The sequence below is a fragment of the Streptomyces sp. CMB-StM0423 genome, assembly GCF_002847285.1.
GTDB lineage: Bacteria > Actinomycetota > Actinomycetes > Streptomycetales > Streptomycetaceae > Streptomyces.
On sequence record NZ_CP025407.1, the window covers coordinates 3,599,501 to 3,616,380 of the forward strand.

The window sequence follows — 16,880 nt, forward strand, 5'->3', positions numbered from 1 at the left end:
TTCTGCTTCAGGCCGCTGAATACTGACGGGTCACACCGGGCATACGTTGCGAATGGCCCGCGAAGTGCCTTTTGCGGTCTCGCCCGTCCGCGCACTGTTCGAGCGGCTCCGCCGCGCCCCCGCCCGTGTCCGCCGATTCCCCGCCGCCGTCCGCCGCCTGGCCGACCGGGCGCGCGGAGCGCGGCGGGCGCGCCCGCCGCGCGCGCCCCGGCGGCGCCGGGTCGAGTCGTCTCTCGTCCAGCGCCCCCACCCGTACGCGCGCGCCCTCGGCCTCGCCGCCGTCACGGTCGTCGGGGCCGGGCTCGGGCTGCTCGTCGTCGGCGGGGTCGAGACGTCGGTGGGGCCGATGGACACCCGGATGGCGCTCACCCCGAGCGTCACCGGCGACACCCGGATCAGCGTCTCGCCGCTCGGCGCCATCGACATGGACAGCCACGACGCCCCCCTCCGTCTCGACGTCGAGGTCGAGCGGCTCGACCCGGACCGCTCCCGGGCGCTCGTCGCGCACCCCGAGGAGTTCTCCGGGCTGGAGGACGAGGTGGCCGCGGACATCCTCCGGAGCATGTTCGATCTGGGCGTACGCTCCGGGGGCGCCGCCCTCGTCGGCGCGACCGCGCTCGGGCTCGCCGTCTACCGCACGCCGCGCCGGGCGCTGGCCGCCGGCGGGCTGGCGCTCGCGCTGCTCGCCGCCTCCGGCGCCGCCGCCTTCGCGACGTGGAACCCCAAGTCCGTGCTGGAGCCGAAGTACTCCGGGCTGCTGACCAGCGCGCCCAGCGTCATCGGCGACGCGCGCAGCATCGTCACCGAGTTCGACGTGTACCAGCAGGAGCTGGCCCGCCTGGTGACCAACGTCAGCAAGCTGTACGACGCCGCCTCCACCCTCCCCGCGTACCGCCCCGACCCCTCCACCGTCCGCTTCCTGCACGTCTCCGACATGCACCTCAACCCCGCCGCCTGGGGCATCATCCGCTCCCTCGTCGACCAGTACGAGCTGGACGCGGTCATCGACACCGGCGACACGATGGACCACGGCTCGGAGGCCGAGAACGTCTATCTCGACCCGATCGCCACGCTCGGCGTCCCGTACGTGTGGGTCCGCGGCAACCACGACTCGCTCGCCACTCAGGCCGCCGTCGAGCGGCAGAAGAACGCGCGGGTCGTGGACGACGGCGAGTCGGTGGTGGTGGCCGGGGTGCGGATCGCGGGGATCGGCGATCCGCAGTTCACCCCCGACCGCTCCGTCGCCGCGGCCGGCGACCCCGCGGAGACGGCGGCGGGCGAGCGGCTGGCCGCGGCGCTCACCGGGCTACGGGACCGGGGCCGGCCCGCGGACCTGGCCGTCGCGCACAACCCGGTCGCGCTGGAGCAGGTCGACGGCCTGGTGCCGCTGGCGCTTGCCGGCCACCGCCACCACCGCAAGCAGCACGATCTGCCGGAGGGTACGCGGCTGATGGTCGAGGGCTCGGCGGGCGGCGGCGGGCTGCGCGCGGTGGAGGAGGACGCACCGGAGAAGGTGAGCGCGTCCGTGCTCTATCTCGACCGGAGTACGCGCAGGCTGCAGGCGTGGGACGAGATCACGCTGGGCGGGCTGGGGATGACGTCGGCGGAGGTCAGCCGCCATCTCATGGAGGAGAACCGGCCCGGTGGCGCCGATGGGACGGACCCGTCGGGTGCCCCCGGCGAGGACTCTTGACAGCCCTCCCTCACAAGAATTAACTCAACCAGACGCGAACCAACAGAGTGCAACACGTCAGTTCATCGGTTCCTCCTGCTCATCCGATGTGTAAGGAGCACCCGTGCCCATCCTCGGCCCGCTGGGACGGCGGCCGGCCGGCACCATGCTGACCGCGTTGACTGTCCTGGCCACCGCCTGGCTGTCGCCCGCCGCGGCGACGCCCGTCTCCGACTCTCCGACCCGTACGGCCACGACCTCCGATGTCTGGAGCGTGGCCGCACCACAAGGCAACAAAGATCAACTCACCGCCGACGTCGTACGCGACGACGCGACCGGTGCCCTCACGCTCACCGTCCGCCGGGGCGCGGACGAAGTGCTCCCCGGCTCCCCGCTGGGCCTGCGCACCAAGGGCGCCGACCTGACCCGCGGGCTCGACGTCCTCGGCCGCGACGACCGCAGCGTGCGCGAGCAGTACGAGATGACCACCGGCAAGCAGCGCCGCGTGAACTCCCCCATGACGGAGTCCCGCTTCGCGCTGCGCGGCGACGGCGGCGTGCGCATGGACCTCGTCGTCCGCGTCGCCCGCGACGGCGTCGCGTTCCGCTACGAACTGCCCGACTCCGAGGGCACCGTCGTCACCGGCGAGGCCAGCGGCTACCGGCTGCCCGCCGACGCGCCCGCCTGGCTGCTGCCGCACACCTCCTGGTACGAGGAGGTACGCGGCGAGACCACCGCGGGCGGCGCCGCCGCGGACGACTACGGCTACCCCGCGCTCTTCGAGGTCGCCGCCGATGACTACGTGCTGCTCACCGAGTCCGGCATGGACTCCACGTACCCCGGCAGCAAGCTCGCGCACGCGGCCGGCAGCGGCGCGTACGACGTGGCGCTCGCCGAGGCCGAGGTCGTCTCCCCCGGCGACCTGGCGACCCCGTGGCGTACGGCGATCGTCGGGGACCTGGCGACCGTCACCGAGTCGACGCTCGTCAGCGACCTCGCGCCGGACGCCGGGTTCTCCGACACCTCCTGGATCCGCCCCGGCACCGTCTCCTGGTCCTGGCTCGTCGAGCACGACAGCCCGCGGGACTTCGAGCGGCAGAAGGACTACGTCGACTACGCGGCCGCGCACGGCTGGGAGTACACGCTCGTCGACGAGGGCTGGAGCCGCGAGTGGGTGCCGGAGCTGGTGCGGTACGCGCGCACCAAGGGCGTCGACATCCTGCTGTGGTTCCGCTGGTGGGAGGTGGACGCTCCCGAGGAGATGGACACCGTCTTCGGCGAGCTGAACGACTGGGGCGTCAAGGGCGTCAAGGTCGACTTCATGAACTCCGGCGGGGGCGAGCCCGAGGGCGTCGGCAGGCACGCCTGGTACGAGGACGTGCTCGCCGCCACCGCCGAGCACAAGCTGCTCGTCAACTTCCACGGCGCGACGCTGCCGAAGGGCCTCCAGCGCACCTGGCCGCACCTGATGACGTACGAGGCGGTGCGCGGGCACGAGTACTACTCCTTCAACCAGCCCCTCACGCCCACGTACAACACGATGCTGCCGTTCACCCGGAACGTCGTCGGCTCCGCCGACGTCACGCCCGGCACCTTCTCCATGACCAACAGGACGCACAGCGACGCGCACGAGCTGGCGTTGCCCGTCGTGTACGAGTCCGGGCTCCAGCACCCCGCGGACAGCCCGGAGACGTACGCCACGCTGCCCGAGGCCGAGCGCGTGCTCGACCAACTGCCCACGGTGTGGGACGAGACCCGCTACCTCGGCGGGCGGCCCGGCGACGACGCCGTGCTGGCGCGGCGCGCCGGCGACCGGTGGTTCGTCGGCGGCATCCACGCGGGCGCGGCCGGCACCGCCGAGGTGGACCTCGGCCGGCTCGGCGCGGACGACGGCGAGCGGCTGCTCGTCGAGCTGGTGACGGACGGCGCGGACGGGCTGGCCCGCGAGACCCGCAGGGTCGACGGTGACGCCCGGCTGACGGTGCCGGTGGCGGAGAACGGCGGGTTCGTGGCGCAGGTCTGCGCCGCCGAGCGCGGCCGGACGACGTGCGACGAGCCGGTACGGACGACGCCGGCGACCGGGCTCGCGATCACCCCGGACGCGTCAACCGCGGCGCCCGGCGACGAGATCGAGGTCACCGGCCGCTTCGCCGCCGCCGACGGGGAGTCCGCGACGCTGCGGAACGTCACCCTCGGCGCCCGGCCGCGGGCCGGCTGGACGGCGGCGGGCGAGGACGTGACGCGCCCGGCGCTGCAGCCGGGGCAGGCGCTGTCGGGAAGCTGGAAGGTACGGGTGCCGGAGTCGGCGGAGCCGGGGTACGTGGACGTGCCCGTCGTCGCGGAGTACCGCGCGCCGGGGGCCGGCCCCGCGGAGCCCCGGGTGCACGTCGAGCAGGCCGTGCGGGTGCTGGTCGCCCCGCCGGTGCCCCAGGGCGACGCGCACGTCGGCGACCTGCACCTGCTCACCGCGTCGAACGGCTGGGGCCCGGTCGAGATCGACACCAGCGTCGGCGACAACGGCGCCGGCGACGGCGCGCCGCTGACGATCGGCGGCACGACGTACGCCAAGGGCCTCGGCGCCCACGCGCCGTCCCGTGTGACGGTCTACCTCGGCGGCGCGTGCACCTCCTTCACCGCACAGGTCGGTGTGGACGACGAGGTCGGCGACCGCGGCTCGGTGGGCTTCCGGGTCCTCGGCGACGGCACGGAGCTGACGACGACCGGCACCCTGCGCGGCACGGACGCCGCGCAGCCGGTGTCGGCCGACGTGACCGGCGTCGGCCTCCTCACCCTTGAGGTGGCGGACGGCGGCGACGGCATCAGCTACGACCACGCGGACTGGGCGGACCCGAAGGTCACCTGCGGCTGAGCGGTACCGCACCCCCGCGGCCCGGCGGATTCGTCCGCCGGGCCGCGGCACGTGCGGGCGGCAAAAGCCCATTCCCCGCACGGGAGTCGAGAGCAATCCACTTCTCCCCGGCGATTCCCCGGTTACCGGGACGACACGGGTGCAGACGTCGGAGGGCTTCAGAACACCGCGCTGGCGAGCGCCACATGGACCGCCGTGCCGCCGAGTATCGACAGCAGCACGTTCCGCCGCCACAGGTGGACGGCCACGGTGGCGGCCAGCGCGAGCACCGTAGGCCACGCCGTCCCGGGGTCGCGGGGCGTGAGGTGGCGCAGGGTGTAGGCGGCGAGGATCACCATGACGCCCACGGGCATCGCCGCGTCGAGGTACGCCACGAGCGGGCTGGACCGCAGCGGCGCCAGCGCGGCGAACGGCAGCGCGCGCAGCGCCCAGGTGACGGCGACGGCGACCGCGACGGCCGCGAGCAGGTAGCCGGCGGCGGGGGTGTCAGGCACGCGCGCCCGCCTCCCGGCGCCGTACGACGGCGTAGCGGGCGAGGAGCGCGGCGGCGAACAGCACGAAGGCGGCGAAGAGCTGACCGCCCGGCACCGCGAACCGCGCCGCCAGCGCGCAGCCCAGCGCCAGCGCGGGCACGGCGAGCCCGGGCCGGTCGCGGAGCGCGTCGAGGGCCAGGACGGTGAAGAGCGCGGTGACGGCGAAGTCCAGGCCCTCGACACCCGCGGGGACGGCGGCGCCGAGCAGGGCGCCGGCCGTGGCGCCGCCGGCCCAGTAGAGGTGGATGAAGACCTGGAGCCACAGCACGCGGCGCCCCGGGTAGGACTGCGCGGCGGGGTGCGCGGTGACGGCGTACGCCTCGTCGGAGAGCGCGAAGGTGCTGTACGCCCTGGCCGCGCGGCCGCGGACGCGGTGCAGGGGGAAGGACAGGGCGTAGAAGACGTGCCGGAAGTTGACCGTGAACGCCGTCACCGCGATCTGCCCAAGCGGCGCGGCGGCCAGCACCAGGCCGAGGAAGAGGAACTCCAGCGAACCGGCGTAGATCAGGCCCGAGAAGACGCTCGCCCACCACCAGTCCAGGCCCGAGTGGACGACGAGGACGCCGAACGCGACGCCCATGGGGAAGGCGCCGAGCCCGACGGACCCGGAGTCGGCGAGCGCCCGGGAGAGGTCGGCGCGTAGCTGGTGTGGCATGTGCCGATCCTAGAAATATCCGCGGCTCATATGGTTGCGGATTGTGGCGCTAAGGTGGCGCTGTGAGCAATGAACGAAAACTCGACGAGCTTGATCGCGAAATTTTGCGCCAGCTCCGGCGGGACGGCCGGCTGACGAACGTCGAGTTGGCCCGCCGCGTCGGGCTGACGCCGCCGCCCTGCCTGCGCCGGGTGAAGCGGCTGGAGGAGGCCGGGATCATCACGGGCTACCGGGCACGGGTGGACGAGGAGGCGGCGGGGCGCGGGCTCGAAGTGATCGTGTCGATCGAGGTGTCGGTGAGCGACCTCGACACCCTCGCCGGGCTGGAGGCGACGATCGGCGCGTACGACGAGGTGGTGGAGTTCCGGCGGGTGTTCGGCACGCCGGACTACTTCCTGCGGGTGCTGGTCGCGGACTACGCGGCGTACGAGCAGTTCCAGACCGGGAAGATCATCGGGATCCCGGGCGTCGCCCGGGTGATCTCGCAGCCCACGATGAAGAAGATCAAGGTCGTGGACTGATTTCCGGCGCGCCCGATTTCGTCAAATAAATAGCCTGACAAAGAACCGGGTTGGGAAATCGAATTCAATTCGTCGGATCTCTTGCTAGGCGACTTGCGCCCGACTACGTTACGGCTCGCGTCCCTTGGCGCGGCACCTTTCGCCGCCGCCGGGAATTCCCCCACCGCAGACCCGAACGTGAGGTAAGCCCTCGTGACGATTTCCAGACGCAAGCTCATCCTCTCCGGCACCGCCGCCTCCGCCGCGGCCGCGGGCGGCGTGTTCTCCACCCGGCTCGCCGGCGCCGCCGAGGAGCCCGCGGCGGCGGCGCAGGCCGCCGCGCGGCCCGCCGCGAGCCCCGTGGGCGACGTGGTCGGCAAGGTGACCGTCGGCTACCAGGGCTGGTTCGCCTGCCCCGGCGACGGCGCGCCGATCAACGGGTGGTGGCACTGGAGCCGCGACATGAGCCGGCCGCCGTCCCCGGACAACACGACCATCGCGTCCTGGCCGGACATGCGGGAGTACGAGCACACGTACCCCACCGCCTACGCGAACCTCAACGGCGGCGGCCCCGCCACCCTGTTCTCCTCCTGGGACGACCAGACCGTCGACACGCACTTCCGCTGGATGGCCGAGCACGACTGCGACACCGCCGCCCTGCAGCGCTTCAACCCCTTCGGCGGCGAGGGCGCCACGCGCGACGGCATGGCCGCGAAGGTGCGCGCGGCGGCGGAGAGGCACGGGCGGAAGTTCTACATCATGTACGACGTCACCTCCTGGACGCAGATGCAGTCCCAGATCAAGGAGGACTGGACGACGAAGATGAAGGCGTACACGTCCTCCGGCGCGTACGCGATGCAGAACGGCAAGCCGGTGGTGTGCATCTGGGGCTTCGGCTTCAACGACGACGGCCGCCCCTTCACACCGGGCCCCTGCCTGGACGTCGTCAACTGGTTCAAGAACCAGGGCTGCTACGTCATCGGCGGCGTCCCCACGCACTGGCGCACCGGCCAGTCGGACTCGCGTCCCGGCTTCCTCGACGTGTACCACGCGTTCAACATGATCTCGCCGTGGATGGTCGGCCGGATCTCCGACGTCGGCGGGGCCGACCACTTCTCCAACAACGTCAACGGCCCCGACAAGGCGGACTGCGACGCGCACGGCATCGACTACCAGCCGTGCATCATCCCCGGCGACCTGCAGAGCGGCCACCGCGCGCACGGCGACCTGATGTGGCGGCAGTTCTACCACATGGTCCGGCTGGACGTCGCGGGCGTCTACATCTCCATGTTCGACGAGTACAACGAGGCCAACCAGATCGCCAAGACCGCGGAGAACGCGTCCCAGGTGCCGTCCGGCTCCGGTATCCGCGCGCTGGACGAGGACGGCACGTCCTGCTCCTCGGACTACTACCTGCGGCTGACCGCGGACGGCGGCCGGATGCTGAAGGGTCAGCTCGCCCTGACCCCGAACCGGCCCACGCCGCCGCGGCCCTGATCGCGCCCCGCCGGACTCGCCCGTACCGCCCCCGCGGGCGGGTCCGGCGGGCGCCCCTGCCCGCACGCCCGCGGGCCGTCCGTCCCGGCGCCGTGCCCCGCGCGCCCAGGGCGCCCAGGCGCCGCGCCCCGACGCCGCGGCCCGGCGCCCGCACCACCCGAGTCCTTCCGTCGCACGAACGACCTTCGAGGTGAGTGGACATGTCCGGAGACATCACCCGCAGAACCACCGTGAAATCCGCCCTCGCCGCCGCGGGCGCCCTCACGCTGGGCACCCCCGCCCTGGCGTACGCCGCCCGCCGCGCGGCGGCCGACCCGGGCGACGCCTGGCGCCTCTGGTACGACAAGCCCGCCGCCGACTGGGAGCGCGAGTCGCTGCCGCTGGGCAACGGGGCCTTGGGCGTCGGGGTGTTCGGCACGCTCGCCTCCGAGCGGCTGACGCTCAACGAGAAGACGCTGTGGACCGGCGGCCCCGGCTCCGGCGGCGGCTACGACTTCGGCAACTGGCGCGATCCGCGGCCCGGCGCCCTGAAGGCGGTGCAGGACCGGCTCGACGCCGAAGGGCAGCTCAGCCCCGAGACCGTCGCGCAGCAGCTCGGCCAGTCCAAGCACGGCTTCGGCGCGTACCAGATCCTCGGCGAGCTGCTGCTCGACCACCCGTCGGCGCCCGGAGGGCCCGACGGCTCGTACTGGCGCGACCTGGACCTCGCCGAGGGCGTGGCGGCCGTCGCGTACGCGCACCAGGGGGCGGACCACCGCCGCGAGTACTTCGTCTCCCAGCCGGACGGGGTCGCGGTGGGCCGGCTGACGGCGAGCCAGCCGGGGCGGGTGGCCTTCACCCTGCGCTACACCTCGCCGCGCAACGACTTCCAGGCCACCGCGAGTGGCGACCGGCTGACGATCCGCGGCAAGCTCCAGGACAACGGGATGGTCTTCGAGGCGCAGATACGGCTGCTGACCGAGGGCGGCAACGTGTCGAGCGGGAACGGCACGCTGACGGTGAGCGGCGCGAACAGCGCCTGGTTCGTGCTGGCCGCGGGCACCGACTACGCCGACGCCTACCCGAATTACCGCGGCGCCGACCCGCACGACCGCGTCACCGGCGCCGTCGACCGGGCAGTCCAGGCGGGCCACGGCGCGCTGCGCCAGCGGCATGTCGCCGACCACCGCGGGCTGTTCGACCGGGTCGCGCTCGACATCGGCCAGCAGCAGCCGGCCCAGCCCACGGACCGGCTCCTCGCCGGCTACGGCAGCGGGTCGGCGGCCGACCGGGCGCTGGAGGCGCTGTTCTTCCAGTACGGGCGCTACCTGCTGATCGCCTCCTCGCGCGCGGGGTCGACCCCCGCGAACCTCCAGGGCGTCTGGAACAACGTCACCAACCCGCCGTGGAGCGCCGACTACCACGTCAACATCAACCTGCAGATGAACTACTGGCCCGCCGAGATCACCAACCTCGCCGAAACCACGATCCCGTACGACGACTTCGTCGAGGCCCTGCGCGCCCCCGGCCGCGTCTCGGCGCGGGAGATCCACACCAGCGGCGGCTGGGTCGTCCACAACGAGACCAACCCCTTCGGCTTCACGGGCGTGCACGACTGGGCGTCGTCCTTCTGGTTCCCGGAGGCCGCGGCCTGGCTGACGCAGCAGATGTACGAGCACTACCGCTTCGACGGCTCGACGGACTACCTCCGCAACACCGCGTACCCGGTGATGAAGGAGGCCGCCGAGTTCTGGCTCGCGAACCTGCGCACCGACCCGCGCGACGGCAAGCTGGTGGTCACCCCCAGCTACTCGCCCGAGCAGGGCAACTTCACCGCGGGCTGCTCCATGTCGCAGCAGATCGTGTACGACCTGCTGACCAACACCCTGGAGGCCGCGCAGACCCTCGGCGACAGCCCCGACTTCCGCACCCGCCTGGAGCAGACCCTCGCCGCCCTCGACCCGGGGCTGCGGATCGGCCGCTGGGGGCAGTTGCAGGAGTGGAAGGCCGACTTGGACGACCAGAACAACGACCACCGGCACGTCTCCCACCTCTTCGCCCTGCACCCCGGGCGGCAGATCGAGGTCGGCAGTCAGTGGGCGGAGGCGGCCAAGGTGTCGCTGACCGCACGCGGTGACGGCGGTACGGGCTGGAGCAAAGCCTGGAAGATCAACTTCTGGGCCCGGCTCACGGACGGCGACCACGCGCACAAGATGCTGAGCGAACAACTCAAGTCCTCCACCCTGCCGAATCTCTGGGACACCCACCCGCCGTTCCAGATCGACGGCAACTTCGGCGCCACCTCCGGCATCGCGGAGATGCTGCTGCAGAGCCAGCACGGCCCCATCGAGGTGCTGCCCGCCCTCCCGGGCGCCTGGCCCTCGGGCTCCGTACGCGGCCTGCGCGCCCGCGGCGGCGCCACCCTCGACATCACCTGGGCCGAAGGCCGGGCGACCCGCATCGTGCTGCACGCGAGCCGCACGCGCCGGCTCACCCTCCGCAGCGACCTGCTCCCCGGCGGCGAACAGGTCGTCGACGCGGTGGCGGGCCAGACGTACACCTTCGGCTGACCCCGCCGGAATGCCGCCCGGGCCCGCGATGTGCGCCGCGGGTCCGGGCCCCGGGGTCCGGTTGTCAGGCTGTTTCTTTCCGGCATTGCGCCGGGCGTCTTTTAATTCCCCTGACAATTCACCAGCGGCTTTTACAGGCCCGCAACTAAAAGGAGAGGACGGGCCGTTGACTTAATAACACACCTGGTTTTACATGTGCGGCACGAGCTGGACAGGAAGGCCACGCCATGCACCCCCACAAGCAGGCGACCGTCACCGCTGCCGCACCGCCCTCCGCCGCCATGTCCGCAGCCATACCCGCCGCCCGCCCCTCCGCCGAGGACACCGGTCTGCTGCGGCAGTGGGCGGCCGAGGGCGGGGCGCTCGAACTGCGGGCCAGGATCGTGCTGCTGGCCGGGCAGGGCATGCGGGACACCGACATCGCCCGGCGGCTCGGCGTCTCCCGGCAGACCGTCGGCACCTGGCGGCACAAGTGGGCGGACGAGGGCATCGCCGGGCTGCGGCACCGCGCCCGCCCCGGCCGGCCGGCCACCGTCGACGAGGCGGAGGTCATCGCCCGTACGCTCCTCGCCAGCGACGGCGCCGCCGCCTCCCGGGCCGTGGGCCGCGAACTGGGCCTGTCCCACGCCACCGTGGCCGCCATCCGGCGCCGCTGGTCGGACCACCCGCCGGCCGACCCGCCGCTGCCCGGCTCCGACATCTGGGTCGTCGGCCTGTACGCGGACGCCCACGGCGCCGTGCTCCTCGCCGGCGCCAGGACCGGCGCCGCCGCGCAGCCGCGGCCGGCCGGCAGCGCCGTGGGCGCCGACGTGCTCGCCGGGCTCGACCGCGCCTGCGACGCGCTGCCCGGCGCCGTCGCCGGCAGCCGCCCGCCGGCGCCGCACCGCGCGCTCGCCGCATTCCTCACGAAGGCGCGCAGGCGCCATCCGCGTATCGAGTTGTACGCGCTCACGCTCTGGACCGCGGACCCCGCGGCGGCCCACCCGCACGCCTCCCCACCGGCCGCACCCGGGAAGGCAACCGCCGCCGCCTCCCGTACGTCCGGCCCGTCGACCGCACGAACGGCCGTCCCACTCACGGCCCTTCGCCCACCCGGCCCGGCACCCGCCTCGGCAACCGCCCCCGCGGCCGCCCCCGTCCCCCCGCAGCCGCCGCCCGCCATCCGCCCCGAAGCCTCGACGCCCGCCACCCTCCACGGCATCCCCGCCACCTGCACCTGGCGCAGCTACCTCCGCGCCCTCGTCGCCCTCGACAGCTCCCGCCACCCCGAGTCCTCCCGCCGCGTCTACCTCGACCTCGCCGGCGCCGTCGAGGCGTACGCCCGGCGCCCCGCCGGCGAGCCCCTCCAGTGGCTGCGCGAGTCCATCGCCAGCCACGCCGCCCCGCCCCGCCCCCGCGGCCGCTCCGGGGGCGGGGCGGGGGCGGGGCGGCGGGAGGCCGTGGGCGGGGCGAACCACATCGACCTCGGCTCGTTCAACGAGTGCGTCGTCATCGAGGCCGTCCGCCTCGCCGGCACCGTCACCCGCGGCGAGATCGCCCACCGCACGGGGCTGACCCAGCAGTCCGTGTCCCGGATCGCCCGCTCGCTGCTGGCCCGCGGCATCCTCGTCGAGGAGAACCGCCGCCAGGCCACCTCCGGCAAGCCGCGCACGCCCGTGCGGCTGCGCGGCGAGGCGGCGCACGCCGTGGGCATCCACATCGACCCGGAGGTCTTCACCGCCGTCGTCATCGACCTGGACGGCGCCATCGTCGCCGAGCGCACCCGGCCCGTACACCCGACGGCCGACCCCGACGTGCTGGTCAGGCAGGTGGCCCACCTCGGCCGCGGCGTACTGGCCGACGCCCGCGGCGCGGTACGGCCCGGGGGGTTCCTCGGCATCGGGGTGGCCGTCCCCGGTCCCGTCGACACCGACTCCGGCACGGTGCTCGACCCGCCGCTGATGTCGGTGTGGACCGACCTGCCACTGCTCTACCTCCTCAAGGACCACTTCCAGTGCCCGCTGATCATGGAGAAGGACGCGGCCGCCGCGGCGGCGGGCGAGCGGTGGATCGGCCGCGACCGGCGCGCCCGCGACTTCGCGTACGTCTACCTCGGTACGGGCGTGGGCTCCGGCCTCTACCTCAACGGCGACCTGCACCGCGGCACCAGCGCCAACGCCGGTGAGTTCGGCCAGTTATGCGCCGTCGCGCTCGGCCGCACCGGGCCCGGCGGCCGGCCCGAGGTGCTGCCCGAGTGCAACCCGCCGCTGGGGCTCTCCCGGCTCGCCGCCCGGCACGGCTTCCCGCTCGACGCCGCGCTGGCCGGCACCACCGCCGGCTACCGGGCCGTCACCGAAGCCGCCGCGGCCGGCGACCCGGCCGCCACCGCCGCCGTACGGGACCTGGCGCGGGCCGTCGGGCAGGGCACCACGAGCCTGGTGGACCTGCTCGACATCGACCTCGTCGTCCTCGGCGGGCCGTTCTTCACCGACCCGGCCGCCCCGCTGTACCTGTCCCACATCGGCGAGATGGTCAACGACTTCCCCACCGCGCGCCGGCTGCGGCACGTCGACGTCGAGCGGTCGGTGCTCGGCCCCGAGGCCGCCGCGGTGGGCGCCGCCTCCACGATCTTCCACGCCGCGTTCACCCCGAGGCTGCGCGGCGGGACGGCCCTGCGGGCCCTGTGAACCGTACGACCGGGGGCCCTGCGCCCTCGTCCCGGCCCGGGGCCCGTGGCCCGCAACGACCCGGGGGCCCCGTGCCCTCGTACGAAACCGCCACCACTCACGCACCAGGAAGGAACCCGATGAGACGCACCCCCCACCGCCGGTCCCGGCCGGGACGGGTGGACAGACCCGGCCGTGCCCCGCGGCTGCTGGCCGTCCTCGCGCTCGTGCTCGGCGGCGGCGCGGTCGCCGCCGGCGGCCCGGCCGCGGGCGCCGCTGCCGACATACCCCCCGGCGACTACCAGCACGTCCAACTGGCCTCAGGTCCGGCCGAGATGGGCGAGCCGATGTCGCTGACCGTGCTGCCGGACCGCGCGGTCGTGCACACCGCGCGCGACGGCACGGTCCGGGTCACCGACGCGGCCGGCAACACCAAGGTCGCCGGGAAGCTCAACGTCTACAGCCACGACGAAGAGGGCCTTCAGGGCGTCGCCGCCGATCCGGGGTTCGCCTCCAACCGGCAGCTCTACCTGTACTACTCGCCCACGCTCGACACCCCGCCCGGCGACGCACCCGTCACCGGCAGCCCCGCCGACTTCGAGCGCTGGAAGGGCCACCTGAACCTCTCCCGGTTCACGCTCAAGGCGGACAACACCCTGGACATGGGCAGCGAGAAGGTCATCCTCGAAGTGCCCAACGACCGCGGCCAGTGCTGCCACGTCGGCGGCGACATCGACTTCGACGCCCAGGGCAACCTGTACCTGACCACGGGCGACGACACCAACCCCTTCGCCTCCAGCGGCTACTCCCCGATCGACGAGCGGGCCGGCACCAACCCGCAGTTCGACGCCCAGCGCTCCTCCGGCAGCACCAACGACCTGCGCGGCAAGGTGCTGCGGATCAAGCCCACGGCCGACGGCTACACCGTCCCGTCCGGGAACCTCTTCGCGCCCGGCACGCCGGAGACCCGTCCCGAGATCTACGCGATGGGCTTCCGCAACCCGTTCCGGATGTCCGTCGACCGCGAGACCGGCGCCGTCTACCTCGGCGACTACGGCCCGGACGCCGGCGGCAGCGACCCGAACCGCGGGCCGAGCGGCCAGGTCGAGTTCAACCGCATCACCGGGCCGGGCAACTACGGCTGGCCGTACTGCACGGGCACGAACACGGCGGCGGAGACGTACAACGAGTTCACCTTCCCCAACGGCCCCTCGGGCGCGAAGTACGACTGCGCGGGCGGCCCGGTGAACAACTCCCCGCACAACACCGGGCAGGACAGGCTCCCCCCGGCCAAGCCCGCCTGGATCCGCTACGGCGGCGACGCGGGCAGCCCGCCGGAGTTCGGCGGCGGCTCGGAGTCCCCGATGGGCGGCGAGGTCTACCGCTACGACCCGGACCTGGACTCGGACGTGAAGTTCCCCGAGTCCCTGGACGGCCGGTACTTCGCGGGCGAGCTGGGCCGGCAGTGGATCAAGGCCATCGAGGTCGGCCAGGACGGCTCCCCCGGGCTGATCGAGGACTTCCCGTGGGACGGCACCCAGGTCATGGACACCGACTTCGGCCCCGACGGCGCGCTGTACGTCCTCGACTACGGCTCCGGCGGCGGCAACCAGGCGCTGTACCGCATCGAGTACCTCGCGGGCTCCAACCGCAACCCGGTCGCCCAGGCCGCCGCCGACCGCACCTCGGGCGGCACGCCGCTGACCGTGAAGTTCAGCTCCGCGGGCAGCGCGGACCCGGAGGGCGGGGCGCTCAGGTACCGCTGGGACTTCGGCGACGGCGCCACCTCGGACCAGGCGAACCCCTCGCACACGTACACCTCCGCGGGCACCTTCACCCCGACCCTCACCGTCACCGACCCCGAGGGCCTGACGGGCACGGCGAGCCTGGTGGTGACGGCGGGCAACACGGCGCCGACGGTGACGCTGCAGACGCCGGGTGACGGGCGGCTCTTCTCCTTCGGCGACGACGTGCCGTTCACCGTGGCGGCGAGCGACCCGGAGGACGGTTCCGTCGACTGCGCGAAGGTGCGGGTGTCGTACTCGCTCGGGCACGACAGCCACACCCACGAGATCACCTCGGCGAACGGCTGCAGCGGCACCGTCAGCGTCCCGGAGGACGGCGAGCACGACACCGCGGCGAACCTGTACGGGGTCTTCAAGGCCGAGTACACCGACGACGGCGGGCTGACGGGTACCAGCACCCGCACCCTCCAGCCGCGGCACCGGCAGGCCGAGCACTTCGGCGCGATGTCCGGCATCCAGATCGCCGGGCACGGGGGCGCGGAGGGCGGCGCGACGGTCGGGTTCACGGACAACGGCGACTGGGTGTCGTTCGAGCCGTACGCGCTGAACAACGTGACCGGCATCAGCGCGCGGGTCGCCTCCGGCGGTCCCGGCGGCACGATCGAGGTCCGCACGGGCTCGCCGACCGGCGGCCTGCTCGGCACCCTGACGGTCCCGCCGACCGGCGGCTGGGAGAACTACCAGGAGGTCAGCGCCTCGCTGACCGCGGCGCCGCCGGGGGCGACGACGCTGTACCTGCGGTTCGCGGGACCGACGGGGCAGGGGAACCTGCTCGACATCGACGCCTTCACCTTCACGACGGGGTAGGCGGAGAGTACGGGCCGATGACCGGCCGGCACGGTGCGCCCGGCTGGGCGGAGCGCACCGTGCCGGTCTCCCGGCGGGGACGCCCCGGGGGCGGACCGGCAGGAGCAGGCCGCCCGTTCAGCGGGCGCGGTCCGCTGGGCGACGCGATCCGCTCAGCCGACGCGATCCGCCCGGCACGCGCAGCAGGTGCCTCCCGCACAGCCCGCACAGCCCGTATCGGCAATGTCCCCCTATGTCCCCCGCACACCCGCCCTTAGGGTATGTCGCCCCACCGACAACCGGCTTCCCTACGGCAGTTGAGCGCCCCCCGCGCCCCCGCAGGGCCGCGGCTCTACGCCTCCGCCGCCGCCAGCGCCGCCAGCAGCTCGCGCTCCCGGGCCGGGCTCAGCCCCGCCCGCCGCGGCCGGTGGAGACCCTGCTCCCGCTCCCACGCCAGGGTGTCCGCCAGCAGCTCCGCGCGCGGCCTGTGCGTCAGCCCCGCCGCCACCGCCGCGGCGCCGCTGCGCGCCGTGAAGCCCTCCCAGCCCGGCTCGTCCAGCCACATCGCCAGCGACTCGGCCCCCATGAACTGCTCCACACCCTGCCCCCGCAGCCACGTGGAACCGGCCGCCGCCACAGGGCCGGTGTGCCCGCCGACCTCCCGTGAGAGCCGGATCCAGTCCTCCAGCGAGACGACCGGGCCGACCGTGTCGTACGTGCCGGCGACGCCGGCTTCCGCGTTGCGGAGCAGCCAGTCGACGAGGTCGCGCACGTCCACGACCTGCGTCGACAGATGCGGCCCCGAGGGGACCAGCATCGGGGCCTGCGGGTCGCGGGCGGCGCGGGCGACCCAGTAGCCCGTACGGCCCGTGTGGTCGCCGGGGCCGCCGATGAGGCCGGCGCGGGCGATGACGAGCCGGTCGCCGTCGACCGCCACCCGGGTGGCCTGCTCGCAGGCCGACTTGGCCTCGCCGTACAGCTCGCGGTCGGCCTCGTCGCGGTCGGTGGGCTCCATGAGCGGCGCGGACTCGTCGGCGCCCGGCCGGTGGTGGGTGGCGTAGACGTTGCCGGAGGAGACGTAGGTCCAGTGCCGCGCGACGTCCGCGAGCGCGGCGAGGGCGCCGCGGACGAAGCCGGGCTGCCACGACACCTCGACCACGGCGTCCCAGGGGCGGTCCGCGGTACGGGCCGGCAGCGCGTCGTACGCGCCGGGCTCCCGCCGGTCGGCGGCCACCAGCTCCGCGCCGTCCGCCACCCCGCCGCTCTCGCCGCGCGCGAGGCACGTCACCCGGTGCCCCCGATCGAGCGCCAGCCGCGCCACTTCCCGGCCCACCCAGGCCGTACCGCCCAGCACGAGAATGTCCATCCC

The 16,880-nt window shown here is 73.8% G+C and carries 10 protein-coding genes; 7 read left to right on the plus strand and 3 right to left on the minus strand.

Features of this window, described 5'->3' with window-relative positions:
* Positions 1 to 52: 52 nt before the first annotated feature.
* Positions 53 to 1,693 carry a metallophosphoesterase family protein gene (locus CXR04_RS15450; protein ID WP_101422800.1) on the plus strand — a complete coding sequence of 547 codons (1,641 nt, stop codon included), beginning with the start codon at positions 53 to 55 and terminating at the stop codon, positions 1,691 to 1,693.
* A gap of 103 nt (positions 1,694 to 1,796) precedes the next feature.
* Complete coding sequence (locus tag CXR04_RS15455; protein WP_101422802.1) at positions 1,797 to 4,541, plus strand: glycoside hydrolase family 97 catalytic domain-containing protein; 2,745 nt, start codon at positions 1,797 to 1,799, stop codon at positions 4,539 to 4,541.
* 158 nt (positions 4,542 to 4,699) lie between these two features.
* Here the strand turns inward: CXR04_RS15455 and CXR04_RS15460 are convergent, their stop codons facing one another.
* Both CXR04_RS15460 and CXR04_RS15465 read right to left on the minus strand, forming a co-directional pair.
* Positions 4,700 to 5,035, minus strand: a complete 336-nt coding sequence (locus tag CXR04_RS15460) for a branched-chain amino acid transporter permease (protein ID WP_101422804.1) — start codon at positions 5,033 to 5,035, stop codon at positions 4,700 to 4,702.
* Complete coding sequence (locus CXR04_RS15465; RefSeq protein ID WP_101422805.1) at positions 5,028 to 5,729, minus strand: AzlC family ABC transporter permease; 702 nt, start codon at positions 5,727 to 5,729, stop codon at positions 5,028 to 5,030. The genes CXR04_RS15460 and CXR04_RS15465 overlap by 8 nt, the downstream gene beginning before the upstream one ends.
* A 62-nt stretch (positions 5,730 to 5,791) precedes the next feature.
* Here CXR04_RS15465 and CXR04_RS15470 point away from each other — a divergent pair, with 62 nt between their 5' ends.
* From CXR04_RS15470 to CXR04_RS15490, 5 genes are all read left to right on the plus strand, one after another.
* The gene (locus CXR04_RS15470) at positions 5,792 to 6,250 is read left to right on the plus strand and encodes an Lrp/AsnC family transcriptional regulator (protein ID WP_101422807.1); all 459 of its coding nucleotides are present in this window, start codon (positions 5,792 to 5,794) and stop codon (positions 6,248 to 6,250) included.
* A 192-nt stretch (positions 6,251 to 6,442) separates the two neighbouring features.
* Positions 6,443 to 7,726 carry a glycoside hydrolase family 71/99-like protein gene (locus CXR04_RS15475; RefSeq protein WP_234380250.1) on the plus strand — a complete coding sequence of 428 codons (1,284 nt, stop codon included), beginning with the start codon at positions 6,443 to 6,445 and terminating at the stop codon, positions 7,724 to 7,726.
* 200 nt (positions 7,727 to 7,926) lie between these two features.
* Positions 7,927 to 10,275 carry a glycoside hydrolase family 95 protein gene (locus CXR04_RS15480; RefSeq protein ID WP_101422809.1) on the plus strand — a complete coding sequence of 783 codons (2,349 nt, stop codon included), beginning with the start codon at positions 7,927 to 7,929 and terminating at the stop codon, positions 10,273 to 10,275.
* A 227-nt stretch (positions 10,276 to 10,502) separates the two neighbouring features.
* The gene (locus tag CXR04_RS15485) at positions 10,503 to 12,941 is read left to right on the plus strand and encodes an ROK family protein (protein WP_101422811.1); all 2,439 of its coding nucleotides are present in this window, start codon (positions 10,503 to 10,505) and stop codon (positions 12,939 to 12,941) included.
* A gap of 119 nt (positions 12,942 to 13,060) precedes the next feature.
* Entirely contained in the window at positions 13,061 to 15,532 is a 2,472-nt protein-coding gene (locus CXR04_RS15490; protein WP_442802379.1) for a PQQ-dependent sugar dehydrogenase, read from the plus strand.
* A 331-nt stretch (positions 15,533 to 15,863) separates the two neighbouring features.
* Here CXR04_RS15490 and CXR04_RS15495 read toward each other — a convergent pair whose 3' ends face one another.
* The gene (locus tag CXR04_RS15495) at positions 15,864 to 16,877 is read right to left on the minus strand and encodes an NAD-dependent epimerase/dehydratase family protein (protein WP_101422814.1); all 1,014 of its coding nucleotides are present in this window, start codon (positions 16,875 to 16,877) and stop codon (positions 15,864 to 15,866) included.
* Between the last annotated feature and the right edge of the window lie 3 nt (positions 16,878 to 16,880).

Bases quoted from the DNA above. Each gene is read 5' to 3' on its own strand.
- CXR04_RS15450 (WP_101422800.1), top strand. From the start codon at position 53: ATGGCCCGCGAAGTGCCTTTTGCGGTCTCGCCCGTCCGCGCACTGTTC.
- CXR04_RS15490 (WP_442802379.1), top strand. From the start codon at position 13,061: ATGAGACGCACCCCCCACCGCCGGTCCCGGCCGGGACGGGTGGACAGA.
- CXR04_RS15465 (WP_101422805.1), bottom strand. From the start codon at position 5,729: ATGCCACACCAGCTACGCGCCGACCTCTCCCGGGCGCTCGCCGACTCC.
- CXR04_RS15495 (WP_101422814.1), bottom strand. From the start codon at position 16,877: ATGGACATTCTCGTGCTGGGCGGTACGGCCTGGGTGGGCCGGGAAGTG.
- CXR04_RS15480 (WP_101422809.1), top strand. From the start codon at position 7,927: ATGTCCGGAGACATCACCCGCAGAACCACCGTGAAATCCGCCCTCGCC.
- CXR04_RS15485 (WP_101422811.1), top strand. From the start codon at position 10,503: ATGCACCCCCACAAGCAGGCGACCGTCACCGCTGCCGCACCGCCCTCC.